This is a genomic window from Brachybacterium vulturis (genome assembly GCF_043641765.1).
Lineage (GTDB): Bacteria > Actinomycetota > Actinomycetes > Actinomycetales > Dermabacteraceae > Brachybacterium > Brachybacterium vulturis_A.
The window spans coordinates 1-25,918 of sequence record NZ_JBHZRO010000009.1; the positions used below are offsets into that span (position 1 = coordinate 1).

24 protein-coding genes are annotated in these 25,918 nt (G+C 71.7%); 8 read left to right on the top strand and 16 right to left on the bottom strand.

The window, feature by feature from the left end; translation table 11 throughout:
* Nucleotides 1–73: 73 nt before the first annotated feature.
* The 6 genes from ftsY to ACHUEU_RS08600 form a co-directional block, all read right to left on the bottom strand.
* On the bottom strand, nt 74–1,798 hold the full coding sequence (ftsY, locus tag ACHUEU_RS08575; RefSeq protein ID WP_394215512.1) for a signal recognition particle-docking protein FtsY: 1,725 nt from the start codon (nt 1,796–1,798) through the stop codon (nt 74–76).
* 106 nt (nt 1,799–1,904) lie between these two features.
* Nucleotides 1,905–2,081, bottom strand: coding sequence for a hypothetical protein (locus tag ACHUEU_RS08580; RefSeq protein WP_394215513.1), 177 nt, complete (start codon nt 2,079–2,081; stop codon nt 1,905–1,907).
* A gap of 93 nt (nt 2,082–2,174) precedes the next feature.
* Entirely contained in the window at nt 2,175–2,600 is a 426-nt protein-coding gene (gene ndk, locus ACHUEU_RS08585) for a nucleoside-diphosphate kinase (RefSeq protein ID WP_394215514.1), read from the bottom strand.
* 88 nt (nt 2,601–2,688) lie between these two features.
* Nucleotides 2,689–3,108, bottom strand: coding sequence for a DUF4233 domain-containing protein (locus ACHUEU_RS08590; RefSeq protein WP_394215515.1), 420 nt, complete (start codon nt 3,106–3,108; stop codon nt 2,689–2,691).
* Nucleotides 3,109–3,110: 2 nt separating this feature from the next.
* On the bottom strand, nt 3,111–4,457 hold the full coding sequence (locus ACHUEU_RS08595; RefSeq protein WP_394215651.1) for a bifunctional folylpolyglutamate synthase/dihydrofolate synthase: 1,347 nt from the start codon (nt 4,455–4,457) through the stop codon (nt 3,111–3,113).
* 429 nt (nt 4,458–4,886) lie between these two features.
* Complete coding sequence (locus ACHUEU_RS08600) at nt 4,887–6,353, bottom strand: S-layer homology domain-containing protein (RefSeq protein WP_394215516.1); 1,467 nt, start codon at nt 6,351–6,353, stop codon at nt 4,887–4,889.
* Between the two features lie 224 nt (nt 6,354–6,577).
* Between ACHUEU_RS08600 and ACHUEU_RS08605 the strand changes: the two genes are divergently transcribed.
* Nucleotides 6,578–7,333 (top strand): hypothetical protein, encoded by a 756-nt coding sequence (locus ACHUEU_RS08605; protein ID WP_394215517.1) that lies wholly within the window; start codon nt 6,578–6,580, stop codon nt 7,331–7,333.
* The gene (locus ACHUEU_RS08610) at nt 7,330–8,925 is read left to right on the top strand and encodes a WXG100 family type VII secretion target (protein WP_394215518.1); all 1,596 of its coding nucleotides are present in this window, start codon (nt 7,330–7,332) and stop codon (nt 8,923–8,925) included. The genes ACHUEU_RS08605 and ACHUEU_RS08610 overlap by 4 nt, the downstream gene beginning before the upstream one ends.
* A 30-nt stretch (nt 8,926–8,955) precedes the next feature.
* Here ACHUEU_RS08610 and ACHUEU_RS08615 read toward each other — a convergent pair whose 3' ends face one another.
* Nucleotides 8,956–9,357 carry a hypothetical protein gene (locus ACHUEU_RS08615; protein WP_394215519.1) on the bottom strand — a complete coding sequence of 134 codons (402 nt, stop codon included), beginning with the start codon at nt 9,355–9,357 and terminating at the stop codon, nt 8,956–8,958.
* A 178-nt stretch (nt 9,358–9,535) separates the two neighbouring features.
* Nucleotides 9,536–12,832, bottom strand: a complete 3,297-nt coding sequence (ileS, locus tag ACHUEU_RS08620; protein ID WP_394215520.1) for an isoleucine--tRNA ligase — start codon at nt 12,830–12,832, stop codon at nt 9,536–9,538.
* A 452-nt stretch (nt 12,833–13,284) separates the two neighbouring features.
* On the opposite strand from ileS, the gene ACHUEU_RS08625 reads away from it, so the two are divergent.
* Nucleotides 13,285–13,512, top strand: coding sequence for a hypothetical protein (locus ACHUEU_RS08625; RefSeq protein ID WP_394215521.1), 228 nt, complete (start codon nt 13,285–13,287; stop codon nt 13,510–13,512).
* Nucleotides 13,513–13,645: 133 nt separating this feature from the next.
* A complete protein-coding gene (locus tag ACHUEU_RS08630; protein WP_394215522.1) occupies nt 13,646–13,918 on the top strand; it encodes a 2Fe-2S iron-sulfur cluster-binding protein in 273 nt (90 codons plus the stop codon).
* Nucleotides 13,919–13,954: 36 nt separating this feature from the next.
* Here the strand turns inward: ACHUEU_RS08630 and ACHUEU_RS08635 are convergent, their stop codons facing one another.
* The 5 genes from ACHUEU_RS08635 to ACHUEU_RS08655 form a co-directional block, all read right to left on the bottom strand.
* The gene (locus ACHUEU_RS08635) at nt 13,955–14,179 is read right to left on the bottom strand and encodes a hypothetical protein (RefSeq protein ID WP_394215523.1); all 225 of its coding nucleotides are present in this window, start codon (nt 14,177–14,179) and stop codon (nt 13,955–13,957) included.
* A gap of 196 nt (nt 14,180–14,375) precedes the next feature.
* Nucleotides 14,376–16,211: an ABC transporter ATP-binding protein gene (locus ACHUEU_RS08640; protein ID WP_394215524.1), complete on the bottom strand. Its 1,836-nt coding sequence runs from the start codon at nt 16,209–16,211 to the stop codon at nt 14,376–14,378.
* Entirely contained in the window at nt 16,211–17,005 is a 795-nt protein-coding gene (locus ACHUEU_RS08645) for an SDR family oxidoreductase (RefSeq protein ID WP_394215525.1), read from the bottom strand. Before ACHUEU_RS08645 ends, ACHUEU_RS08640 begins: the two co-directional genes overlap by 1 nt.
* Before the next feature lie 52 nt (nt 17,006–17,057).
* Nucleotides 17,058–17,963: a cation diffusion facilitator family transporter gene (locus tag ACHUEU_RS08650; RefSeq protein WP_394215526.1), complete on the bottom strand. Its 906-nt coding sequence runs from the start codon at nt 17,961–17,963 to the stop codon at nt 17,058–17,060.
* Nucleotides 17,960–18,346, bottom strand: a complete 387-nt coding sequence (locus ACHUEU_RS08655; RefSeq protein ID WP_394215527.1) for an ArsR/SmtB family transcription factor — start codon at nt 18,344–18,346, stop codon at nt 17,960–17,962. The genes ACHUEU_RS08650 and ACHUEU_RS08655 overlap by 4 nt, the downstream gene beginning before the upstream one ends.
* 116 nt (nt 18,347–18,462) lie before the next feature.
* Here ACHUEU_RS08655 and ACHUEU_RS08660 point away from each other — a divergent pair, with 116 nt between their 5' ends.
* On the top strand, nt 18,463–19,548 hold the full coding sequence (locus ACHUEU_RS08660) for a lipoate--protein ligase family protein (RefSeq protein ID WP_394215529.1): 1,086 nt from the start codon (nt 18,463–18,465) through the stop codon (nt 19,546–19,548).
* 3 nt (nt 19,549–19,551) lie between these two features.
* On the opposite strand, the gene ACHUEU_RS08665 is transcribed toward ACHUEU_RS08660, so the two are convergent.
* A complete protein-coding gene (locus tag ACHUEU_RS08665; protein WP_394215530.1) occupies nt 19,552–20,322 on the bottom strand; it encodes a metallophosphoesterase family protein in 771 nt (256 codons plus the stop codon).
* Between the two features lie 133 nt (nt 20,323–20,455).
* On the opposite strand from ACHUEU_RS08665, the gene valS reads away from it, so the two are divergent.
* Together valS and ACHUEU_RS08675 are read left to right on the top strand one after the other, a co-directional pair.
* The gene (valS, locus tag ACHUEU_RS08670; RefSeq protein ID WP_394215531.1) at nt 20,456–23,131 is read left to right on the top strand and encodes a valine--tRNA ligase; all 2,676 of its coding nucleotides are present in this window, start codon (nt 20,456–20,458) and stop codon (nt 23,129–23,131) included.
* A gap of 73 nt (nt 23,132–23,204) precedes the next feature.
* Entirely contained in the window at nt 23,205–23,648 is a 444-nt protein-coding gene (locus ACHUEU_RS08675) for a hypothetical protein (RefSeq protein WP_394215532.1), read from the top strand.
* A gap of 118 nt (nt 23,649–23,766) precedes the next feature.
* On the opposite strand, the gene ACHUEU_RS08680 is transcribed toward ACHUEU_RS08675, so the two are convergent.
* Together ACHUEU_RS08680 and ACHUEU_RS08685 are read right to left on the bottom strand one after the other, a co-directional pair.
* Nucleotides 23,767–23,997, bottom strand: coding sequence for a hypothetical protein (locus tag ACHUEU_RS08680; protein WP_394215533.1), 231 nt, complete (start codon nt 23,995–23,997; stop codon nt 23,767–23,769).
* Nucleotides 23,985–25,283 carry a WXG100 family type VII secretion target gene (locus ACHUEU_RS08685; protein ID WP_394215534.1) on the bottom strand — a complete coding sequence of 433 codons (1,299 nt, stop codon included), beginning with the start codon at nt 25,281–25,283 and terminating at the stop codon, nt 23,985–23,987. Before ACHUEU_RS08685 ends, ACHUEU_RS08680 begins: the two co-directional genes overlap by 13 nt.
* A 155-nt stretch (nt 25,284–25,438) precedes the next feature.
* Between ACHUEU_RS08685 and ACHUEU_RS08690 the strand changes: the two genes are divergently transcribed.
* Complete coding sequence (locus ACHUEU_RS08690; protein ID WP_394215535.1) at nt 25,439–25,909, top strand: hypothetical protein; 471 nt, start codon at nt 25,439–25,441, stop codon at nt 25,907–25,909.
* Nucleotides 25,910–25,918: the final 9 nt, after the last annotated feature.

A 25,918-nucleotide genomic window follows, 5' to 3' on the forward strand; every position in this document is an offset into this window, starting at 1 on the left:
CCGAAGCGGGGGCACCCACCGGCCAGTGGATGCCCCCGCTTCACCCTGCACACTTGACAGGAAGACCTACATATCAGCCCTCCAGCAGCGCGTCGACGAAGCCGTACGGGTCGAAGGGGGTGAGGTCGTCCACGCCCTCGCCGAGGCCCACCATCTTCACCGGCACGCCCAGTTCACGCTGGACGTTGACGACGATGCCGCCCTTGGCGGTGCCGTCGAGCTTGGTCAGCACGATGCCGGTGATGTTCACGGCCTCGGAGAAGACCCGGGCCTGCTGCATGCCGTTCTGCCCGGTGGTGGCGTCGATGACCAGCAGCACCTCGGCGACCTCGTCGCCGTGCAGGCCCTTCTCGGCCACGCGGCGCACCTTGCCGAGCTCGTCCATCAGACCCTTCTTGTTCTGCAGGCGGCCGGCGGTGTCGATGATGACCACGTCGACCTCCTGCCGGATGCCCTCCTTGACGGCGTCGAAGGCGACTGCGGCGGGGTCGGCACCCTCGCGATCGGAGCGGACGGTGTCCACGCCCACCCGGGCGCCCCAGGTGGTCAGCTGCTCGGCGGCCGCGGCGCGGAAGGTGTCCGCCGCGCCGAGCACGACGGAGCGCTCGGCGGCGACCAGGACGCGGGCGAGCTTGCCGACGGTGGTGGTCTTGCCGGTGCCGTTGACGCCCACCATGAGCAGCACCGAGGGGACCTCGGTGCCGTCGGGCGCCTCGCGGCGGGTGGCGGCCAGGCGGCGGTCGAGGTCCGGGTTCACCAGCGCCACGAGCTCTTCGCGCAGCACCTCGCGCACGGCCTCGGCGTCGTCGGTGCCGAGGACCTTGATCCGCTCGCGGAGGTTCTCGAGCATCTCGTCGGTGGCGTCGGGGCCGAGGTCCGCCAGCAGCAGCGTCTCCTCGATCTCGTCCCAGGTGTCCTCGTCCACGCCACTGCCGCGGGTGAGCAGGGTGAGGATCCCGCGGCCCAGCGCGCCGGAGCGGGCGAGCCGCTCGCGCAGGCGCACCATCCGGTCGGCGGGGGCCTCCGGGGTCTCGATCGCGGGGCCCGGGGCGGCGGTCGGCGGGGCTTCGGCGGTCTCCGCGTCCTCGACGGGCGCGGTCATCTGCGCCTCGTCGACGGGTGCGGTCATCTGCGCCTCGTCGACGGGTGCGGTCTTCTGCGCCTCGTCGACGGGCGCGGTCGTCTCCGCCGGAGCGGAGTCGGCGGGCGCGGTCGTCTCCGCCGGAGCGGAGTCGGCGGGCGCGGTCGTCTCGTCGGCGGGGACGGTCCCGGCCGCGGCGGCCGGTGCGGCCGACGGGCCCTCGACGACGCCTGTCTCCGGGGCGGTCTCCTGGTCGAAGGGCTCATCGGTGTCCGGGGCGGCGGCCGGGTCCTCGGTCGGCGGGCTCGTCTCTCCGGTCGTCGGCGCGGCCGAGTCCTCGGTCCCCGGTCCGGTGGACGTCGCGCCCTCGGTCGTGGTCGCCCCGTCGGTCGCTGCGGTCTCACCATCGGCCGGGGTCTGCGCCTTGTCGGCCGACTTCGGGGCGGGGGCGGACAGCGTGTCGGCCCAGGTGGGCGGGGCCGGGCGGTCCTGGGTGCCGGTGCGGTCCTGGGTGGTCGGGCGCTCCTTGACCGCGGTCGCGGTACGGGGGCTCTCGGTGCCCGTCTCCGCGGCATCGGTCGTGGACCCGCTCGGCGGGGTCTCGTCCCCGGAGCGCTTGCGACCCCGGCTGCGGATGTAGGCCCAGGCGCCGGCACCCAGGACGAGGACACCACCGCCGCCACCGGCGATCAGCGCAAGCAGGGCATCGGGTTCCACAGGTCACCTCCGGGGTCGGGGTCGCCGGCGAGGCGGCGAGGACAGCTGCCAGTGTAGGCGGCGGCCAGGACTCCTCCTGGACGGGTTCCCACGGCGGGACCGGTGCTCAGCGGCCGGTGCGGGACGTGTGACGGGCCGAGGGCGACTCCTGCCGATCGGCGTCGTCGGGGTCTGCCCGCCGGTCGGTGCCCCGCAGGTGCGGCATGGCGACCACGACCAGGATCCCCACCGCGAGCAGCACGGCGAGGACCAGGAAGGCGATGACGGGGAAGGACAGACCCATGCCGCCATTGTGCACGTCCGCACCCCGCCGTCGGCGAGATGCCCGTGCGAGTCTGCTCACGCGCCGGCGCCGGGATGCCCGTGGCGGCGCGTGTCAGCCGAGCTCGGGGAACCAGATCCCGATCTCGCGGGCGGCGGACTCCTCGGAGTCGGAGCCGTGCACGAGGTTCTGGATCACGGGCAGGTCCTGCTCGCAGGCGAGGTCCCCGCGGATGGTGCCGGGGGCCGCCTCGGTGGGGTTGGTGGCGCCGGCCAGGGTGCGGAAGCCGGGGATCACGTTCACTCCCTCGGCGACGATGGCGACCAGCGGGGCGGCACCCATGTACGCCACCAGGCCGGGATGGAAGGGCTTGCCCTCGTGCTCGGCGTAGTGGGCGGCGAGCTCTTCGGCGGTGGCGGTGCGCTGGGCGAGGGCGACGATCTCGTAGCCCTTGGTCTCGATGCGGCGGATGATCTCCCCGCGCAGGCCGCGCTGGACGGCGTCGGGCTTGAGCAGGACGAGTGTGCGCTGTGCGGTCATGGCACCAGGGTACCCACGGAGACCGGGGTGCTCGGAACGGTCCGCCGGGCCGGTCCCGTCGGGCGGATCCGTCGCCCCGGTGGGCGCCTCAGGCGGTGCCGTCGTCCTCCTCGCGGGCGCGGGCGGCCCACACCTGGGCGTCCACGGCGTCCTTCTCCGCGTCCAGGCGGTGCCCGGTGAAGGTTCCGTAGGTGTACAGGGCCGCGAAGGCGATCCCCACCACCCACATCACGCCGAGCTGGAGTCCCAGCAGGATCACGGGCAGCTGGAGCACCAGCCCCGCCCAGTAGGGTCGGGCGCCGCCGCGGCGCAGCAGACCGGAGCAGGCCAGCAGGGCGAGCACGGTGGTCAGGGACCACACCCAGGTGATCACACGGTCCTCGGGAACCAGCTGGTGGGCGACCAGGGCGGCGAAGAACACCACGAACGCCTCGATCACCAGCACGGTGGCGGCGATGATCCGCTGCCCGCCGTGGGCGCGAGCCGAGGGGGTGAGGTCCAGGTCCATGCTCACTCCCCCTCGGCGCCCAGCAGCTCGCGCACCTCGGCCGCGAGGGTGACGGAGCCGGCCGCGACCACGCCGCCGAACTGGTCGCCATCGGTCTCGGCGAGGTCCACGGCGGACTGGATGGCGTCGGGCAGGCTCGCGATCTCCACCACCCTCTCGTCGTCGCCGAAGATGTCCCGGGCCAGGTCCGCGAGTCGGTCCGCGGGGAGGGCGCGCGGCGAGCTGGACTGGGTGATCACCACGGTCTCCAGCAGCGGTTCGAGGACGTCGAGGATCTCCTCCGCGTCCTTCTCCTGCAGGATTCCCACCAGGCCCACGGTGCGGGTGAAGCGGAAGTTCTCCCGCACGGTCTCGACCAGGGTGAGGGCGCCGGCGGGGTTGTGTGCGGCGTCGACCAGCACCGTCGGCGCCTGGCGCACCACCTCGGCGCGGCCCGGGGACGTCACCGTGGACAGGGCTGCGCTGAGCATCTCCCCGTCCAGCACGGTGGTCCCGTCGCCCAGCAGTGCTTCCGCGGCGGCGACGGCCAGCAGGGCGTTGCGGGCCTGGTGCTCGCCCAGCAGGGAGAGGAACACCTCCTCGTAGCGGGCGGCGATGCCCTGCAGGGCGATCATCTGCCCGCCCACACCCGGGGTGCGGGAGAGCACGCCGATCTGCTGATCCTCGATCGCGGCGACGGCGGCGAGCTCGGTGATCCGCTCGCGGATGACGTCGGCCGCGTCCTCGTAGGGCTGGGAGGCGATGATCGCCGTGGCGCCGGCGGTGAGGATGCCGGCCTTCTCCCCCGCGATCTCGGCGATGGTCTCGCCCAGGTAGTCCCGGTGGTCCAGGGAGATCGGGGTGATGACGGTGACATCGGGGTCGACTGCGCCGGTGGCGTCCCAGGTGCCGCCCAGGCCGGTCTCCACCACGGCGACGTCCACCGGGGCCGAGGCGAAGGCCTGGAAGGACATCGCCACCAGGTACTCGAAGTAGGTCAGCGGCGGCCCGCCGGCGGCCGCGGACTCCGCGTCGACGATCGCCGCGAAGGGCTCCACGTCCCGGTATGCCTGCAGGAAGCCGTCCTCGTCGATGGAGGCGCCGTCGATCGCGATCCGCTCCACGGGAGAGCGCAGGTGCGGGCTGGTGGTGCGTCCGGTGCGCAGCCCGGCCTCGCGCAGGATCCGCTCCAGGATGCGGGCAGTGGTGGTCTTGCCGTTGGTGCCGGCGATGCGGATCGAGCGGTAGGAGTTCTGCGGGTCCCCCATCAGCTCCATCACCCGCTGGATGCGGCTCAGGTCCGGTTCGATCCGGTTCTCCGGGGCGCGCTCGAGCAGCGCCGCATAGACCTCTCGCAGCTCGGGCGACATGGCCTGGCGGGACGTACCCGGGCGGGGAGAACTCGGCACAGCGGCTCCTGGAAGGGGTCAGCGGGTGGGACGGGCGTCGCTCAGTGTACGAGGCGGGGCCGGGTCCGGGCCGGGCGCGACGGCTGCGCAGCGGTGATGGTCACGGCGCGGGAGGGACCGTTCCTCCACACCCACGCTGCGTCCCCAGCGCGGGCCGCGGAGCCGGCGGCGCTCCCCATCCTGCATAGATTCGGAGCGAGCCGACGACGGATCGCGTCGGGCCGACGGAGCAAGGGGGCGAGCAGCGTGTTCTGGGGCATGGACACCGACCAGCTGCGCAGGCACGGCCGGCGGCTGGAGGCCGTCGCCGGTGACGTGGCCGTGCTCCGTGAGCGCCCGGATGCGGCTGTCGCCCGCAGGGTCCCTCGGGAAGCGCTAGGGGTCGGGGGATCAGTCCACGGTCATCCGATAGACGAAAGCCGCCATCGCGTCGCGTTTGATCGGCTGCAGCGGCCGGTAGGTGCCGTCGGGCCAGCCGGTGGTGATGCCGACGTCCTCGGCCCAGGTGATCTCCTCGTAGAAGATCGAGCTGCGCTCGCTCACGTCGGTGAACGGCGAGGTGACCGGGGCGGTGAACGCCGGCGCGCCGTCGGCACGGTAGAGGAAGGCGGCCATCGCGTCGCGGTTGACCGGCTCCAACGGCCGGAACGTGCCGTCCGGCCAGCCGTTCGTGATCCCCACCGACTCCGCCCAGACGATCTCCTCGTAGAAGATCGAGCTGCCCGGGCTGACGTCCGTGAACGGAGACCGGGACGGCAGGTCGACCTCCGGCTCCCCGGCCGCCCGATACAGGAAGGCGACCATCGCGTCGCGATTGATCGGCTGCAGCGGCCGGTAGGTGCCGTCCGGCCAGCCGGTCGAGAGCTCGGTGAATTCCATCCACGCGATCTCGGTGAAGAAGATCGAGCTGCCGTAGGGCACGTCGACGAACGGGGCGGCGGGGTCCTTCCCCCACGGCGCGGCTTGCGGCGAGCGGTCCTCCGGGGTGCCGGTCGGGGATTCGAACCACAGCGAGAAGGTGCGGAAGAAGTTGCGGTTGCCGTAGGTGGCGCAGACGTCGTCGGGCACGGCGGCCGCCCCGGCGTCGAGGGTGGCCTGAGTGGGGGTGAACGGGGTGTAGTTGTACAGCGCCGCGGTGGCGCGGTTGGCGATCTGCACCTCGCCGTAGCCGCAGAACGGGTAGGGGCTGTACTGGATGTCGTAGGTGCCCCCGGCCTGATAGGTGAAGTGCTTGTCCGGGTCGCCGTACTCCTGCAGGCGGGAGGCCGCGTGATAGATCTGATGCGTGAAGCCCTTGTACTCCTCGGCGCAGCCTTCGAAGTCCGGGCAGCGGAAGCCCAGCGCCTCGTCCAGCTGCTTCTGCGTGGCGTCGCGGGTGGTGATCAGCCCCTGCTCCTTCTGCAGCATGACGATGAGCACTGCGGGGTTCACGTCGCAGGCGAGGGCGACGTCGGTGATGATGCGAGCGGCCGTCGCATCGGAGACCGCGGGGATCGCCGCACAGTAGTCGGTGGCGGGCCGCTCGGGGGTGTCGGCCCTGAGGTTCTTCAGGCAGGGGGCACCGTCCGTGCCGTCGACGCACCGGGCACCTCTGTCCTCGAGGACGTCGTCGACCTCCGCACGGGTCAGATATCCGCTGTTCCACATCATCGTCTCGGTGATGAGGTAGTTCGCGGAGAAGCCCCCGAGTCCGGGCGGCGGATCCTCGGCGCGGGCGGACGGGGCCGCCGTCAGCGCGGCGGCGACCATCAGCAGCGCGAGCAGGACCAGTCCGAGGCGCCGGCCCGGCGAGCGGGTCGCGTCCATCACGGTCGGGACGGGGGCCGTGCCGTGCGCACGGCGAACAGGGCGGGACATGATGCACTCCGAGGTCGGGGGATCCCCAGCCGGATCCGTACCCATCCTACGACCGCCCCGCCTCCGCGGACACCGCTGGTGACCAGCCGAGACCGAGTCGAGACCACAGCCCGCCGCGGACCCGGGACCCCCTGCATGGGGAGTCCTGCCCATGGCCGTTCCACCCGTCCCTGCATACGCTCCGGACATCAGCGTCCCGCACCCCAGGAGGCACCGTGCCGTCCATGACCGCCACCGTCGAGCAGGCGGCCCGGTGGGCGCTGCTGGACTCGCAGGTCCGCCACTGGAACCCGGTGTACCGCCGTCTCGTCCCCTCCGCCCCGGCGGGGCAGGCCGCACCGGGCGCGGCGGAGCGTGCGCTCGCGCTGCGCCAGTTCACCGCTCCCGCGCTGCTGACCCTCGCTGTCACGCATCGCGGCAGCACCCGGCGCCTCCGGGCGGCGCTCTCCCCCGCGGTCACCGGCATCGAGGCCTCCACGGCCGATGGTCCCTCGGTGTGGCAGATGCTGCCGGTCTCCGAGGTGCCCGCGCGGTTGGAGGAGCTGCTGGGCGAGGCCGGGATCACTGCGGACGCCCCGCGCCTGACCGTCACCGGGCCCGCGACGGCGCTGCGGCCGGACGAGGCGCAGCTCGAGCGGGTCCGCGCCGCCCTGGAGCGCGGCATCTCCCCGGAGGAGGCCTTCGCCGACCTCACGGATCCTGACCCGCGTCTGCGCGACGCCCTGACCGCCGCGGGGCCGCGGGTCTCCCTCTCCCTCAGCCTGCACGATGTGGACGGCGCGGTCGCGGAGCGGCCGGTGCTGTGGTCACGGCTCTGGGTCCGCGGGGACGCGGGCTGGTACCGTCTCGACGCCGACGGCACCGCTGTCGGCGCGATCCACCCGGTCACCCCCGGTGACGTGCTGGGCACCGCGGTGCCGGTCCTCGAGCACGGCGTGCGCTTCGCCGCCGCCTGCGAGTCCGCGGGATCCGGTCGATGAGCGAGTTCTGGGGGATGGCCCCCGAGCCGGCCCGCACCCAGGCCGGTCGTCTCCGCACCGCCTCCGGCGAGCTGGAGGATCTCCGCGGCCGGCTCGATGCCGCCGTCTCCGCGGCCGCCTGGACCGGGGACGACGCCGACGCCTTCCGCGATCTCTGGGCGACGCTCGCGGCCCAGCGCCTGACCGCCGTCGTCGGGGAGCTCGCCGCGCTCGGCGACCGGCTCGAGGGCGAGGCCGACCAGCAGGACGTCACCTCCGACCGCGACGGCAGCGGGTCCGGCCCGGCCGGGCGACCGAGCACCATCCCCGATGCCCCGACCGGGGAGACCGACCCGGGCTACCGCTCCGCAGACGATCCCTGGTTGCCGAACATCCTCGAGGAGCCGCTGGAAGGGGCCGTCTCGGGCCTCGCCTCCGTCACCTCGGACGCGATCGGCCTGGGATTCGACGCCGGCACGGATCTGCTCGCAGGAGGGCTGGATCTCCTCGGTCTCCGCAGCGAGGGGATCGCACAGTTCCAGGAGGACGCGAACGGCCTCGGCGGGATCCTCGAGGACTGGGCCACCGGCGAGCGCGTCCCCTCGATCTCGGAGACCGTCGCCGCGCTGGCGGTGACCGCCGGATCGGGAGGCGTCGGCGTCTACGAGGCGGTCACCGGGGAGGACACCCCTCTGTTCGACGACCGCCCGGGCGGGCACGTGTTCGCCGTCGAGAGCAGCTCCGCCCCACAGCCGTCCCCGGACACGCTCGGCGACCTGATCGTCAGGAACAATGCGCTGCGGGTCAGCAGCGTGGAGGGACGGGCGCCGCAGGCGGGCCAGATCGGGATCCAGGAGATCCACGGCGCGCACGGGGGCGAGCCGGTCTTCATCGCCCAGATCCCGCCCACCGAGGCGGACATCGGCTCGACCGACGCCTGGGGCGGTCAGCAGAACTCCCGCGACTGGGCCTCGAACCTGCGCCTGGTCGCCGGACATCATCCCGCCGCGATGGACGATGTGCGCGCGGCGATGGCCGCCGCCGACGTCCCGCCGGGCGCGGACGTCATGTTCGTGGGCCACTCCCAGGGCGGGATCATCGCCTCGCACCTGGCCGCCGATCCCACCTTCAACAGCGACTCCGGGGCGGCCGGCACCTACGACGTCACCCACAGCTTCTCCGTCGGCTCCCCGCTGCAGTCCGTGGTCCCCGCACAGGACGGCACCGAGATCGTCAACGTCACCCACGGCCCGGTGGGCCTGGACCCGCAGCTGGGAGGGGACGGGGCGACCTTCACCGGCGACCCCATCAGCCAATCGGACCTGCAGGGCGCCCAGTGGGGCGGCGGCACCGTGCAGTCCCCGAACGTGCACGAGGTGATGCTGCCGGGCTACGAGGTCCCGGTCTCCGACGGCATCGGTGGGATCGCCCGCAATCACGAGTCCTTCGTCGAGGGCACCGACGACTACGGCTACCACCCCGGCGTGGTGTCCGCGACCGGCAGCGATCCGGTGCTCGCCGCGCTGCAGAGCGATCTGACCGGGGTGTACCTCGGGGACGGCACCTACGTCGCCGAGTCCCACGTGGTCGACGTGGGACGGCGGCCCCACTGAGCGGGCCCGGCCGTGTGCCACCCCGCGCGGTCAGTACCGATCGGCGAGCATCGAGACGGTGATCCGCTCCCCGGGCGCGCTGCTGGCCAGCAGGTCCCGCACCCCCACCTCGTCCCGACCGTCGGTGCCGGTCACCTCCTGGATCTCCGTGCCCTGCCGGGAGCTGTCCAGGGCGAGGGCGACCAGGGCACCGATCGCGTGATCGAAGATCGCCAGCAGTTCGGCGCGGTCCGCGGCCTCGATGGTGATCACGCCGCGGACGACGCCCTGGAGGGCACCGCCCGAGCCGAACTCGAGGTCCGTCGCGCTCACCCCGTCCACCGCCTCGATCGCGGCGACGGCCTCCCGGCCGAAGCCTCCGCCCGTGCAGGCCGCAGCACCGGCCGCGATCGCTCCGGCCAGCCCTGCCGGCAGCCCCCGTCGACTCACCATTGCCCGCCTCTCGTCTCGGCTCCGCCCCAGGATGGCACGCTCGCGCGGCAGGACCCCGGCGGGCACTGCCCGGGGGATCGGACGCGCTCCGGGCACCGAGTGCTGCGCACGGCACCTCTCAGCGCACCCAGGAGGTGCCGCGGGTCGCACTCGACGGGCGCGGGGACGAGTGCCGGCCTCAGGCGCGGGCCACCGACACGGTGACCGTGCCGCCGGAGACCTTCTCGCGCGTGCTGTGCGCTCCGTCGGCCGGCGCGGCCGGGACCGAGAACTCCACGGCCAGCACCTCGCCCGCGACCAGCTCACGATGCGTCGCGACCGCCGCGACGACGGGGTCGTCGCCGTCCACCGTCAGGCGGATCCGGTCGGAGACGTCCAGCCCGGCGCCGCGGCGTGCCGACTGGATCGCGCGGACCACGTCCCGGGCCGTGCCCTCGGCCTCGAGCTCGTCGGTGACCCGGGTGTCGAGCGCCAGGAAGTCACCGCCGCGCAGCACGCCGATGCTGCGTCCCTCCATCGCCGCGGTCTGACCGGCGACCAGGTCGAGGGAGTACTCGCCCTCGATCAGCGCGATCCCGCCGGAGGTGACCTGACCGGCCTCGTCCATGGACCAGTCGCCGGACTTGGACCCCTTGATCACGGTCTGGACCTGCTTGCCCAGGCGCGGGCCGGCGGCGCGGGCGTTGACGGACAGGCGCTGCTCGACGCCCATGCCCTGGGCCTCCTCGCTCGCCACGTCCAGCAGGCGCACGGCTTTGACGTTGAGCTCGTCGGCGATGATCGCGGCGAACGCCTCCAGGGTGGCCGGGTCGTGGTGGACCACGGTCAGCTCCGCCAGCGGCAGGCGGGCCCGCAGCTGCTCCTTCTTGCGCAGGGCGTTGCCGGCGCTGGCGATGGCGCGCACGTCGTCCATCCGGGCCACCAGCTCCGGATCGCGCGGGAAGAGGCCCGCATCCGGCCAGTCGGTCAGGTGCACGGAGCGCCCGCCGGTGAGCTGCTTCCAGATCTCCTCGGTGACCATCGGCAGCAGCGGGGCCGCCACCTGGCAGAGGGTCTCCAGGCAGGTCGCGAGCACGTCGATCGCCTGCTCATCGCCCTCCCAGAAGCGGTCGCGGGAGCGGCGCACGTACCAGTTGGTGAGCATGTCCAGGTAGTCCTGGATCAGCTCGGCGGCGTCCGCGATCGCCAGCGCGGTCATCGACTCCTTCACCTCGCGCACCAGGTCTCCGGTGCGGGCCAGCAGGTAGCGGTCCATCACGTCGCCGGATTCGTAGCGGGTCCGGCCGCGGTAGCCCGTCGGCCGACCGCCTGAGTCCTTGGGACCGGCGGCATTGGCGTACAGGCCCAGGAAGTACCAGACGTTCCACAGCGGCAGCAGCACGTGGCGGGTGGTGTCGCGGATCTTCGGCTCGTCGACGATCAGGTTCCCGCCGCGCAGGATCGGCGAGGCCATCAGGAACCAGCGCATGGCGTCGGCGCCGTAGGAGTCGTACATCTCCCGCACGTCGGGGTAGTTGCGCAGCGACTTGGACATCTTCTGCCCGTCCTCGCCGAGCACGATGCCGTGGCAGATCACCGAGGTGAAGGCCGGACGGTCGAACAGCGCGGTGGACAGCACGTGCATGACGTAGAACCAGCCGCGGGTCTGCCCGATGTACTCCACGATGAAATCCGCGGGGTTGTGGGACTCGAACCAGTCGGTGTTCTCGAAGGGGTAGTGCACCTGCGCGTAGGGCATCGAGCCGGAGTCGAACCAGACGTCGAAGACCTCCTCGACGCGGCGCATGGCCGAGCGCCCGGTGGGGTCGTCGGGGTTCGGGCGGGTCAGCTCGTCGATGTAGGGGCGATGGAGGTTGACCTCGCCGTGCTCGTCGCGCGGAAGGGTGCCGAAGGCCTCCTCGAGCTCCGCCAGGGAGCCGTACACCTCGGTGCGGGGATGGTTCGGGTCATCGCTCTTCCACACCGGGATCGGCGAACCCCAGTAGCGGTTGCGGGAGATGGCCCAGTCGCGAGCGCCCTCGAGCCACTTGCCGAACTGGCCGTCCTTGACGTTGCCGGGCACCCAGTCGATCTGCTCGTTCAGCTCGAGCATCCGCTCGCGCTGATCGGCGACCTTCACGTACCAGGAGCTGACGGCCTTGTAGATCAGGGGGTTCCGGCAGCGCCAGCAGTGCGGGTAGGAGTGCACATAGCTGGCCTCGCGCAGCAGGCGCCCGGAGCGCTGGAGGCTGCGGATCAGCGGACGGTTCGCCTCGAACACCTGCACCCCGGCGATCTCGTCGAGATCGGTGCCGGCGAAGTAGTCCAGGAACTGTGCGCCCTCGTCGACCGAGACGATCACGGGGATGCCGTAGGCGGCGTTGACCTGCTGGTCGATCTCGCCGTAGGCGGTGGCCTGATGGACCACGCCGGTGCCGTCATCGGTGGAGACGTAGTCGGCGACGGTGACGATCCAGGCGTTCTCGGTGCCCCACCTCTCCCGGTCCTCGGAGTAGACCGTCCACAGGGGCTGATAGGCCATGTGCTCGAGCTCGCGCCCGGCGAAGGCGCGCTCCTCACGGGCGGCGAGGACGTCCTCGGCGCCCTCGTAGCCGAGCTCCTTGGCGTAGCTGCCCAGCAGTGCGGTCGCCATCAGAAAGCGGCCCTCGCCCGCGGCGGTGCCGTCGGCGGCGCCGAGCGGTCCGGCAGGGACCACCGCGTACTCGAGCTCGGGGCCGACGGCGAGGGAGAAGTTCGTGGGCAGGGTCCAGGGGGTGGTGGTCCAGGCCAAGGCCCTGACGCCCTGTAGGCCCAGCTCCGCAGCCTTCTCCCCGGTGAACGGGAAGGTGACAGTGACGGTCTGGTCCTGGCGCTCCTGGTAGACGTCGTCATCCATGCGCAGCTCGTGCGCGCTCAGCGGCGTCTGGTCCTTCCAGCAGTAGGGCAGCACGTAGTAGCCCTCGTAGGCGCGGTCCTTGTCGTACAGGGTCTTGAACGCCCACAGCACCGACTCCATGAAGGTGACGTCGAGGGTCTTGTAGTCGTTCTCGAAATCGACCCAGCGGGCCTGGCGGGTGACGTAGTCCTCCCACTCCTCGGTGTACTTCAGCACCGAGGCCCGGGCGGCGTTGTTGAACTCCTGCAGGCCCATCGCCTCGATCTCGGACTTCTCGGTCATGCCCAGTTCCCGCATCGCCTCGAGCTCGGCGGGCAGGCCGTGGGTGTCCCAGCCGAAGCGGCGATCCACCTTGTTCCCGCACATCGTGCGGAAGCGCGGGATGACGTCCTTGACGAAGCCGGTGAGCAGGTGGCCGTAGTGCGGCAGGCCGTTGGCGAAGGGCGGCCCGTCGTAGAAGACGAACTCCTCCGCTCCCTCGCGCTGCGCGATCGAGGCGCGGAAGGTGTCGTCGGCGTGCCAGAACTCCTGGACGGCGTTCTCGAGCGCGGGCAGGTGCGGTGAGGGGACGAGGGAGTCTCCGGTGACCGGGTAGACCATGAGGACGGACCTCCGAGGCAGGGCAGGGGCGGCGAAAGGACGACATGCGCTCCGAGGACGCTTCCCGACCCAGTGGTCGGGGGCGCGGTACCACCTCGGTTGATGCCTCGCGCCGACGGATGCGACGCAGGGCCTCCCCTTGTTCCTCAGCGATGACGGGCTGGTCCCGGCGGGTTCTACTGGGCCCGCGCCCGGAAGCGGACGGTGGGCGGTTCTTCCCGCGGCTCTCCGGTGATGGCCGGGTCGATGCCGATGGGGGGAGTGTACGCGGAGGCCCGCAGCGGGTCACGTCCGCAACGGGCGGAGGAGACGCGGGGAACAGCCCGCCGGCCCGGCACGGCCGATCCCGGTCCCAGGGTCACCGGACCCCATGCCCAGTGCCTGCCCAGCAGCGGCGGGTGGAATGGCCACAGCGGCGATGAGGACGCCGCCCCCCAGCAGGAGGAGACGAGATGGACGACGACGCCGCTTCCCGGCGCAGCCGGGCGACGGCCGGAGCCTCGGCCCTGGGCGCTGCGGCGCTGCTGGTGCTCAGCTTCGGCCCCTCCGCCCTGGCGGTCACGCCCTCCCCGCAGGCCGCGCCGGCGGGCCGGGCGGCGGTCTCCGCGCCCGCTCCTGCCCCGACGGCGCCCGAGATGCCGCGTCGGAGCATCGAGCGGGACGATCCCGTCCCCCGGTGAGCGGCCCGTGGCTCGGCCGGGACAGGCGATGACGAGGCGCGACTCACCACGTCGCAGCGGTGAGGTCGTGGAAGACTGAATTCTTCACGGAGCCGCCCCGCATCATGCGGCGGACGCTGCAGAAGGAGCGAGGATGTCGCTGTTCGGAGAGCCCTTCACCGCGAAGTGCCTGACGTCGGGGATCACGGTCGAGGTCGACGAGGGCCACTCCCTCCTCCACGCGCTGCTCGACGCCGACATCCCGATGGACTATTCGTGCGAGGGGGGCGTGTGCGGCACCTGCGTGGTGCCGCTGGTCTCCGGCGAGGTCGAGCACATGGACGAGTTCCTCATGGACGATGAGCGCGCCGATCAGATGATCACCTGCGTCTCGCGCGGCGAGGGCGAGATCGAGATCGACGTCTGAGGCGCCCCCCGCACCGAGCGCCTGTGGGTGATTCCTTCAGAGACGCGGGCCGGCGACGATCCAGGCCAGCACCACCAGGACGATGAGCGCCGCAGCACTGCCCACGGCGAGCGGCAGCCCGATGCTCGGCCCGGTCACCAGCAGGAGCAGCGTCCCGAGGGCGGCCGCGGAGAGCAGGAGCGAGAAGAGCAGGGGACGACCGACGGCGGGCTTTGCCCGGTGCAGCCGGGTCCCGGACCTCTCGGGATGCGTCGTCGCCACAGTGGTGTCCTCTCCGCCCTGCTGGTCAGGTGCGCGCTGAGACGGTGAGCGCACCTCTGCTCGTCCTGCGATGCGCTCCGAGGCACTGATCCTCCCTCGCACGAGGCGGTCCGCACATCCTGCGCTGGGTGGAGAGCTGCCTCCACCTTTGGTCGTACTCCGGGCCGAGGCGCCCGGCGGCACCCGCGGGGAACCGCTACTCGGACGCCTCGTCCTCGCGCCAGGCGTCCTGACGGGCCAGCTCGGCGAAGTGGCCGCCGGTGGCGACCAGCTCGTCGTAGGTGCCCCGCTCGACGAGGCGCCCGTGCTCCAGCACGAGGATCTGATCGGCGTGGCGGATGGTCGAGAGCCGATGGGCGATCGAGACCGTGGTGCGCCCGCGGGCGACGGCGGCCAGCGCCCCGGACATCGCCCGCTCGGTGGCGACGTCCAGAGCGGAGGTGGCCTCGTCCAGCAGCAGCACCGGCGGGTCCCGCAGGATCGTGCGCGCCAGGGCCAGGCGCTGCTTCTCCCCGCCGGAGAAGCGGTAGCCGCGCTCCCCCACCACCGTGTCGTACCCCTCGGGCAGGCCCATGACGTGGTCGTGGATCTGGGCGATCCGGCATGCCGCCTCGAGCTCCGCATCGCTCGCCTCTGGCCGGGCGAAGCGCAGGTTGACCGCGACGCTGGCGTGCAGCAGGTAGGTCTCCTGGGTCACCACGCCGATGCTCGCGGCGAGGGACTCCCTCGTGATCTCCCGGAGGTCATGACCGTCCAGGGTGATCCGTCCTGTGGTCGGCTCGTACAGCCGTGCCATGAGGTAGCCGGTGGTGGTCTTGCCCGAGCCGGTCGCACCCACCAGCGCGGTGTGCTTCCCCGCCGGGACCACCAGGTCCAGCCCGGCCAGGGCGGGCTCCTCGGCGCCGGGGTAGGTGAAGGTGACGCCCTCGAAGCGGAGCCGGCCGCGCACCGTCGCCGGATCCAGTGCCACCGCCTCCGGCGCGTCCTGGATGAGGATCGGGGCGTCGAGGTACTCGAAGACCCGGGTGAACAGGGCGAGGGAGCTGCTCACCTGGTTCGCCACCCGCAGCAGACCGTTGAGCTGCGGGAACAGGCTCGACTGCAGGGCGATGAACGCGACCAGGGTGCCGATGGTGACGCCCTGCCCCTCCGGATCGGAGAACAGCAGGTGGCCGCCGAGCAGGTAGGTCAGCGCCGGGAACAGTGCCATCAAGGTGGTGAACACGGCCATCTGCCAGCGACCGGCCATGGTGGAGCGCACCTCGAGATCGGCGAGTTCACGGGAGTCGGTGGAGAAGGTGCGGGTGAGCGCCTCGGTGCGACCCATCGTCACCCCCAGCAGGATCCCCGAGACGGACAGCGACTCCTGGATGCCGGCGGAGAGATCGGCCGCCTTCTCCTGGCGCGTGCGCACGATCTCGCGCCGACGGCGGCCGACGCGCCGGTTCATCCACACCGCGAAGGGCAGCGCGATCAGGGAGAACAGCGTCAGCCGCCAGTCCAGGGCGACCATCGCGACCAGGGCCATCAGCACCCCCGCCGCGGCGGCGACGATCTGTGTCATCACCGAGGTGACCACGGCCTGCATCGAGCCGATGTCCGAGAAGATCCTCGACTGGATCTCGCCGGTGCGGGTGCGGGTGAAGAAGCCCAGCCCCATGCGCTGCAGGTGCGAGAACACCGAGACCCGCAGATCATGCATCACGGCCTGCCCCACCCGGGTGGAGAGCATCGCCTGGGTGACCCCCAGCGCGCTGGAGACGACGGTGACCGCGATCAGCCCGCCGACCGCCCAGGCCAGCACATCGGCCCGCTGCTGCGGCAGGGCGACGTCCACGATCTCGCGGATCAGGAACGGGGAGACCACCCCGATCGCGGCCGCCAGCACGATCAGCAGCAGCACCATGACGAGGGTGGCGCGGTAGGGGCGGAACAGCGACAGCATGCGATGCACGTCGGGGCGCTGCCCGGGCGCGAGCTTCGGCCCATCGCGCATCCGGACGCCGCCGCCCATGCCCCCGCCGAAGACCATCAGACCCCGTGGTGGCGGGCGATGCGATGGGCGGCGGCCTGGGCGAGAGGCCGCACGGTGACCAGGTCGAGATTGACGTGATGGGGCGCGTTCAGGGCGTAGGAGATGACGTCGGCGCAGTCCTCGGCGGTCAGCGGATCCTCGACCCCGTCGTAGACGGCGTCGGCCGCGTCCTGGTCGCCGAGCCGCACCAGGGAGAACTCCTCGGTGCGGACCATGCCGGGGGCGATCTCGATGACGCGGACCTTCTCCCCGTTCAGCTCGAGACGGAGGGCGCGGGCGAGCATGTGCTCGCCCGCCTTGGCGGCGTTGTAGCCGGAACCGCCGGGATAGGCCTCGTGCGCGGCCACGGAGGTCACGAAGAGGACGTCACCGCGACCGCTGCGGCGCAGCGCGGGCAGCAGCGCCCGGGTCACGCGCAGGGCGCCGAGCACATTGGTCTCGTACATCCCCTGCCACTTCCCGAGATCCGCCTCGGCGACCGGCTCGACGCCGAGGGCGCCGCCGGCGACGTGGACGACGGTGTTGAGGGTGTCGCCGAACAGCTCCGCCGCCCGGTCGACGAGCGCTGCGACCGACTCGTCGTCGGTGATGTCCACACCGAGCACGGCGCAGCCGGTCTCCTCGGCGAGAGTGCGCAGTCGCTCCTCCCGCCGGGCGACGGCGAGGACCTGCCAGCCGTCGGCGACCAGTCGCTGCGCGGTGGCGCGACCGATGCCCGAGGAGGCACCGGTGACGACGGCGGTGAGGCGGGACGGAGGCCCGGTGGTGGTCGAGGCTTTCGCGGAGGTCATGGCGTCACAGTACGCGGAGCGGGGAGGCGGGCACCACGGGCCCGGGCAGCCCTCACCAGCCGATCTCCAGGCAGCCGTGGTGATCAGTGGGCTCGGTCTGGACCGTGGCGTGCGCGATTCCGTGGGTGACGCTGAGCAGCTCCTGGGCCGCATCGAGCACCGGATGCGGGTCCCTGCCGGGATCCACCACCAGATGCACGGTGGCGACCTCCATCCCGGAGGTGAGGGTCCACAGGTGCAGGTCGTGGGCCTCGACGACCCCGTCGATCGCGGCGAGGTCGGCGCGCACCCGCTCCGGGTCGATGCCGGTCGGCGCGGCCTGCCCCAGCACCCCGAGCACCTCGCGGGCCAGGATCACCGCCCGCACCGCGATGAAGAGGCCGACGGCGAGCGCGACCGCGGTGTCGATCCAGGTGGCGCCGGTGACGCGCAGGAGCACCGCGGCGAGGATGACCCCGAGCGAGCCGACCGTGTCGGCCATGACCTCGAGATAGGCACCCTTGACGTTCAGGCTCTCCCCCGCGCCGCCGTGCAGCATCACCAGCACCACGAGGTTCACGATGAGCCCCAGCACGCCGACGACGAGCATCGGGCCGGAGTCGACCTCGATCTGGCGACCGAGGCGTCCGATCGCGGCGATCACCACACCGGCGGCGACGCCCAGCATGATCAGCACCGCGAGCAGGGAGGCGAACACCTCGATGCGGTAGTGGCCGAAGGTGCGCCGGCCGCTGCGGTCCGGGCGCACCGCGATCAGCGTCGCGGCGAGCGCGGCCGCGAGGGTCACGACGTCCGCGGCCATGTGACCGGCGTCGGAGAGGAGCGCGAGGGATCCGGAGAGCAGACCCGCCACCAGCTCGACGACGAAGAATCCGGCGATCAGCACCAGGGCGGTGGCCAGGCGCCAGCGATGAGCGCTCCCGGCGTGGCCCGTGGGCGGGCCGTGGCCGTGCGTCATGAGGCGACCTCCTTCGCACCTTCTCGCTCGGGATGCTCCATCCTGCTGTGTGCGGCGTGGGAGACGGCGAGGTCCAGCAGCATCCTCACGTGCGGGTCGTCGAGGCGATAGAACGCCCGTCGGCCCTCTCGGCGCACCGCGACGATCCGGTGGGCGCGCAGCAGCTTCAGGGCATGGGACACCGCGGACTCGGAGTGCTCGGTAACCGCGGCCAGGTCACTCACGCACAGCTCCCCCTCGAGCAGCGCGAGCAGGAGCCGCAGCCGCGCGGGGTCTCCGAGGAGGGAGAAGACGTCCGCGACGTCCGCCACCGCTGACTGCTCGGGGATCCGGGCGCAGATCGCCTCCAGGGGACCAACCCTTATATCTGCATGATTGCTCATATGTTCAGTATGTCAGAGAAGGCATGGCGCGCACGGCCCGTCGGCGCCGCGTCCCGGAGCGATCCGACTCGGGGCCGGCGCACCCCATCGGCCTGCCGCTGCGCGACAATGGCGGCATGGATGAGCGCAGCGAGAGCCCGGTCAAGCACGGCGAGTACAAGGTCCGCGACGGCAAACTGGTGGCGGTCGACGTGACCGTCGCGGAGGGGCGGATCGGGACCGCCCATGTCTTCGGGGACTTCTTCCTCGAACCGGACGACGCCCTGGAGGACCTGGGCGCCGCCCTGTCCGGCATGTCCACCACCGCCACCACCACCGAGCTGGCCGCCGCGATCACGGCACGGCTGGCCGCACGCCCCGACCCGGTGCAGCTGATCGGCTTCGACGAGGAGGCGGTCGCGATCGCGACCCGGCGCGCCCTCGGCCACGCCACCAGCTGGAGCGATCTCACCTTCGATGTCATCGATCCGGTGGTGCTGCCGCCGGTGATGCACGTGGCCCTGGACGAGGTGCTGCCGCTGGAGGTCGTCGCCGGGCGCCGCAACCCCCACTTCCGGATCTGGGACTGGGACTCCCCGCTGGTGGTGATCGGCTCCTACCAGTCGCTGCGCAACGAGATCGACGCCGAGGGCGCGGCGGAGCACGGCATCGGCGTGGTGCGACGCATCACCGGTGGTGGCGCCATGTTCATGGAGCAGGGCAACTGCATCACCTACTCGCTGGTGGTCCCCACCTCCCTGGTGGAGGGGCTCAGCTTCGAGCAGTCCTACGCCTACCTCGACGACTGGGTGATGGGGGCGCTGGCCGAGATCGGGGTCAGGGCCCGTTACGTGCCGCTGAACGACATCGCCTCCGAGCAGGGCAAGATCGGCGGCGCCGCGCAGCGCCGCTTCGCCGGCGGGGTGCTGCTGCACCACGTGACGATGAGCTACGACATCGATGCCGACAAGATGGGCGAGGTGCTGCGGATCGGCAAGGAGAAGCTCTCCGACAAGGGCACCCGGAGCGCGAACAAGCGCGTGGACCCGATGCGCTCGCAGACGGGCCTGGCGCGCGAGCAGATCATCGACGGATTCCTGAAGTTCTTCCGCGCCCGGTACGACACGGTGGACTCGACCTACTCCGAGGAGGAGCTCGCCGCGGCCCGGGAGCTGGTGGAGACGAAGTTCGGCACCGAGGAGTGGACTGCGCGGGTGCCGTGACGCTCAGTCCGCTCCCAGGGTGAGGCCCAGCGCCGCGTGGGCCCCGCGATAGACCCCGGTGCGCAGCTCGATCTCCCACGCTCCGGCCTCGGGCATGCCCCGTGCGCGGGCCGCCGCGATCTCGGACTCGACGTCGTAGGGCACCCGCACGAACTGGATCCCGAACGGGGCCTCCGCCCCGCCGTCGGGATCGCCCTCCAGGATGACGTAGGAGGGGGTGGGGTCATCGAGCTGGTTGCCGACGCTGCCGACGTTCACCAGCATCCCCTCCCGGCCCGAGCGCAGGAAGGGATCGTGGATGTCGCCGTAGACGACAACGTCCGCCGGCTGCTCGCCGCCGGTGAACGGGGTCGGGGCGAACATCATCGCGAACTCCTCGGCGCTGTGCCCTCGCAGGACCCGGGTGAACTCGTCGACCGGAGAGGCGTGCAGGGCACGCACCCGGCGGCCGGAGAGCCGGAGGTCCAGGCTGCCGGGCAGCGCGAACAGCCACCGCCGGTCCTCGGCGGTCAGCTCACGGCGCCACCAGGCCTGGCCCTCGCTGCGCAGCTCGCCGTCCCCGGCGATGACCACCTCCCAGTTCCCGCGCACGGTCGCCTCGCAGCGCTCCCGGGTCAGGGCGGCGCAGGCGGCGCCGCGCGGCCCCTTGCCCACCACGTCGCCGAGGTTCAGGACCCGGGTGATGCCCCGGGCGGCGAGGTCGGCGAGCACCGCCCGATAGGCGGTGAGATTGCCGTGCACGTCGGAGACCACGGCGAGGCGCTGGAGAGGCATGGCTCCACCGTACGACCGCAGAGAGCCACCGCTCGCCTCGTGGCTGTGTCCGTGCGACGGCGCCCGGAGCGAGGGCGCTCACACTGTCGCCGCCTGCGTTGCACGTCGCGGCAGACCTGGAACAATGTCCCCCATGACCGATACCGCGCCGCGCCCCGACTCCGCCCTCCCCGATCGTCCTTCCCTCGAAGGCCTCGAGGAGAAGTGGGACAGCGTATGGAGCGAGCAGGATCTCTACGCCTTCGACCCGGAGACCACCCGGGACCAGGTCTTCAGCGTCGACACCCCGCCGCCGACGGCCTCGGGCGCACTGCACGTGGGCCACGTGTTCGGCTACTCCCAGGCTGACATGATCGTGCGCTACCAGCGCATGCGCGGCAAGAACGTGTTCTACCCGCTGGGCTGGGACGACAACGGCCTGCCCACCGAGCGTCGCGCCCAGAACTACTACGGGGTGCGCTGCGACCCCTCGCTGCCCTACCAGGAGGACTTCACTCCCCCGCAGGAGGGCGGCTCGAACAAGTCGGCGAAGGCCGCGAACCAGCTGCCGATCTCGCGCCGCAACTTCATCGAGCTGTGCGAGCAGCTCACCGCGCTGGACGAGAGGTCCTTCGAGGACGTGTTCCGCGCCCTCGGCCTCTCGGTGGACTGGGATCACAGCTACCAGACGATCAACGCCGCCTCCCGCGCGACCTCCCAGCGCGCGTTCCTCGAGAACCTGCAGCAGGGCCAGGCCTACCAGTCCGAGGCCCCCACCATGTGGGACGTCACCTACCGCACCGCGGTGGCGCAGGCCGAGCAGGAGGACCGCGAGCGGGAGGGCGCCTATCACCGGATCGGCTTCACCCGCACCGATGCAGGTGCCGGAGAGGACGCCACGGTCCACATCGAGACCACCCGCCCCGAGCTGCTGCCGGCCTGCGTCGCGCTCGTGGCGCACCCGGACGATGAGCGCTACCAGGGTCTGTTCGGCTCCACCGTCACCTCCCCCCTGTTCGGCGTCGAGGTACCGGTGCTGGCGCATCCCCTCGCCCAGCCCGACAAGGGCGCCGGCATCGCGATGATCTGCACCTTCGGCGACTCCAACGACGTCACCTGGTGGCGCGAGCTGTCCCTGCCCACCCGCTCCGTGGTGGGTCGCGACGGCCGCTTCCTGCCGGAGGCACCGTGGATCACCACCGAGGAGGGTCGGGCCCGCTACGCCGAGCTCGCCGGGCTGACCGTGTTCAGCGCGCAGAAGCGCGTGGTCGAGATGGTCACCGAGTCCGGCGACCTGGTGGGCGAGCCGACGAAGATCATGCACCCGGTGAAGTTCTACGAGAACGGCGACAAGCCGCTGGAGTTCGTCACCTCCCGCCAGTGGTACCTGACCAACGGCGGCCGCGACACCACCGAGGGCGGGCTGCGTGACGAGCTGATCGCGCGCGGCGCGGAGCTCACCTGGCACCCCGCCTACATGGAGTCCCGCTACCGCAATTGGGTCGAGGGCCTGACCGGGGACTGGCTGATCTCCCGCCAGCGCTTCTACGGCGTGCCCTTCCCGCTCTGGTACGCAGTGGGCGAGGACGGCGAGACCGACTACGACACCGTGCTCACCCCGCCCGTGGAGGCGCTGCCGGTCGATCCCACGATCGACGTGCCCGACGGCTTCACCGAGTCCCAGCGCAATCAGCCGGGCGGCTTCACCGCCGATCCCGACATCCTCGACACCTGGGCCACGTCCTCGCTGACCCCGCAGCTCGCGGGCGGCTGGAACTCGGATCCCGAGCTCTTCAGCAAGGTCTACCCGATGGATCTGCGCCCCCAGGGCCACGACATCATCCGCACCTGGCTGTTCTCCACCATCGTGCGCTCCCACCTGCAGCAGGACTCGCTGCCGTGGAAGCACGCCTCGATCAACGGCTGGATCCTGGACCCGGACCGCAAGAAGATGTCCAAGTCCAAGGGCAACGTGGTCACCCCCCTCGGGCTGCTGCAGCAGCACGGCTCCGACGGGGTGCGCTACTGGGCCGGCCGCGCCCGGCAGGGCGTGGACACCGCCTTCGACGAGGGACAGATGAAGATCGGCCGCCGATTGGCGATCAAGATCCTCAACGCCTCGAAGTTCGCGCTCGGCTTCGGTGACGCACCCGCCGATCCCGCGGGACGTCTCGCCGCGGACCCGGCGGTGGTCACCGATCCGCTGGACCGGGCGCTGCTGGCACAGCTGGCCCAGGTCGTCGAGCAGGCCACGACCGCCTTCGAGGACATGGACTACGCCCGCAGCCTGGAAGCGGTCGAACCGTTCTTCTGGGCGTTCTGCGATGACTACATCGAGCTGGTCAAGGAGCGTGCGCACGGCAACTCCCCCGCCGGTGAGGCCGGGGCCGCCTCGGCCCGCGCCGCGCTCGCGATCGCGCTCGAGGTGCTGCTGCGCCTGTTCGCGCCCGTGGTGGTGTTCGCGACCGAGGAGGTCTGGTCGTGGTGGCGCGACGGCAGCGTCCACACCCAGGACTGGCCGGAGTCGGCGCCGCTGCGTGAGGCCGCGGCCGGTCAGGACCCGGCACTCGTGGACTCGGTGGCGCAAGCCGCGATCACGCTGCGGCGCCTCAAGTCCGATGCGAAGGTCTCCCAGAAGACCCCGATCCTCTCGGTCACGATCGAGGCTCCGCAGGCGGCGCTGACCCATCTGGAGGCGGCGTCGGCGGACCTCACGGCGCTGGGAAGGGTCGAGCAGCTCGAGCTGGCCGTCGGGGAGGGCGAGGAGATCCTCACCCGCGACGTCGAGCTCGGCGAACCGCCGGTCAAGCAGCCGCGCAGCCGGGGCTGAGCCGGCACCGACCCCGAGGAGAGGACTCCCTCGGATCGACCACCGTCCGCGCAGGATCGAGCTCCGGGCTCATGTGGGCCACTGCCGGGCTCGCTTCATCGGCGTCTTCACGGCGCTGTTCGCAGTGGCCCTGCTGGTCCGCGGCGAGCTGCTGAGTGCCGTGCTCGTGGTGCTGCTCGGGCTGCTGGCGATCGCGGCCGGCGTGGCGCTCTTCCTGCTCGCTCGCCGCGCCGCAGCGCATCTCGAGGACCGCGGCGTCGCCTGGTCCACGATGTTCGGCGCCCGCGGCGTCGTGCTGTGGGAGCAGGTGCAACAGGTGGTGCCCGCGATGCACGAACCTGGTGAGGCAGTGCTGCTCCGGTTGCGCGACGGCTCCGTGGTGCCGATCGCGCCGCTGCGCAAGACGCAGAGCGTCGATGACAGCACCGGTGCGCATCCGTGGTATCTGCGAGCCGGGGCCGCGGTGGTCCGAGCGCATCAGCAGTGGCTCGCCCAGAATCCACCGCAGGGTCGCTGAGCGGCTGACCCTCCGAAGGAGTCGGCTCCCGGCGCGGTTCCGTCGAAGGGGGTGACGGCGCTCAGCGCGGTTCCCGCCGCGCCGGTGGCGCCGTTCCATGCGCCCTGCGCGTCGTCGATCACGCTGTCGACGTCGTAGTCGCCGGGGTGAAGGACTCGAGGATCGCATTGGGGCTGACCGTCACCGTGCCGCCGCTGGCCTCCGCTCCCGCACCAGCGGTCTCGCTCACTCCACCGGACACCACGAACCAACCCTGGGGTCCGTCCACCTGGAAATCCTGCATGCACTCCGCCCCCACGCCCCCGGCTCCCGCCTCCTCACTCACCGAGGAGCCGCTCAGAAGGGCCATGTGTCCGCCACCCAGTGCCCGGCATCGTGAGCTGCTCCGGAGGCATCGCCGAACGCGTCATCGAGGTTGTAGTCACCGGGCGTGAAGGAGTCGACGATGGCGTTGGGGTGGATTGCGGCCGAGAGGTCGCCGGTGCCTCCCCCGTAGACGGCGAACTCGCCTCCCAAACCGAAGGAGATCTCATCGGTCGAGATGGAGCCCCCGCTCGACGAACCGGCACCGAAGCCTCCCTGGGCACCCACGGAGCCCTCGCTGGAGAACCAGCCACCGGGGCTGGTCCGCTCGAACTCCACAGCACCTTCGGCACCGGCGAAGGCTTCGGCTCCCGCGCCCCACTCGACGCCGTTCATCTGGCCGTCCTCGTTACGGGTCAGGTTCGCGTAGGCGTTCGCCTCAGCGTGTGCACCCGCATAGCCCTCGACCCCGATCTCGTAGCTCGAGCCCATCGGGCCGTGGAAGGTGTTCGAGATGTCGCCGTAGACCCCCGCCCCGGCGCGGGCACCGGCGCTCGCGCCGTCGAGGCCGATGCTCGCACCGCCCTCGGCGTAGGCTTCCGCCCCGGCGCGTCCGTCCGCCGAGATGAGAGGCGTTCCGTCCGGGCCGTAGAGCATCTCGTCGAAGCCGATCTCGGCTCCGGCCCGGGCACCTGCACTCGCGGTGTGGTTGCCATATTCGTCCTGGGTGGCGTGCGCCCCCGCGCTCGCACGGGTCTCGGCGTAGCCGTCGGAGTACCCGCGCTCGTTGTCGATCTCCCTGCCCTCCCAGTGGGAGCCTCCCGCGTCGGACGGACCGATCGGACGTCCGTCGGCGGCCACCTGGCCCTCGCCGAAGTCCTCCCCGGATCCGTACAGGTGCTGATCGCCCTCGGCGTCCCCACCTGTGAACCAGTTGTCCAGACCATCGGCCAGGTCGCGGAGGACGTCGGCGGTCAGCGGGAGGCCGTTGAGCGGGCCTCCGAGCAGGGGCGGCTGGACGTGGGGGTCACCGATCAGGTCGAGCAGGCCACCTCCGCCGCCGTCCGCCGTGGACGCCTGGTCCTGCTCCTCGGCGTGCTGGTCGAGCTGATCGCCCGTGCCGCGGAGGGTGTCCGCCTGCGTGCGGAGTCGGGCCTTGACCGTCCCGTGCCACTGGGTGCGGAAGGCCTCCGCGTCGGAACCGACCCAGGATGCCGCATCGATCACAGCGGTGACCCGATCGGTCAGCTCGATGAGGGCCTGCGCGCCCTGCCGCGACGCAGCCCCGTGCTGTCGCAGGTGATCCGTATCGCTGCCGTAGAAGCCCGCCATGCCGCACATCCTCACCTCTGGTCCCCGAATGACCCGAGGGTACTCAGCGGGCTTCGCCCTGCCCATGGGGACAACTCCCCATCGTGGAGTGAGGGCTCTCAACGCCGGGGCAGTAGTGTGGCCGGGTCCGTGACCCCTCATGTGGGAGATCGCTCTTGAGCATCACCATCCGCGGCCTCGCCGCCACGGTGAACTACGTCGTCGGGCCCTTCGTCATCCTGGTCGGGGCAGCGGCAGGGATCGCGGCCACCGTCCTGACGTGGGTCCTGGAGAGTGCGGGCTTCCTCATGCTGTTCCTGCCGTCGCTGCTGGCGATCGGCGCAGGCGTCTTCATCCTCTGGTCCGTGCAGCGCTCTGGTCTCCGGATCGACGCGCATGGGTTCAGCTGGTGCGGGCCGATCAGGCCTGCGCAGTCGCTGCGCTGGGAGCAGGTCCATCAGCTGCGTCCTCCCCCATCCGGCAGCCCTCGGACCGTCGTGATCGCGCAGCTGCACGACGGTCGGCGGGTCGAGGTCAGGGCGATCTGGGACTCACCGACCTCCTCGCTGCTGATCCCGGTCGACCACAGCAGGGCACAGAACGCCCTGCTCAGCGCTCATCAGGAGTGGCTCGCCGCGCGGCGCTGAGACCGGGTG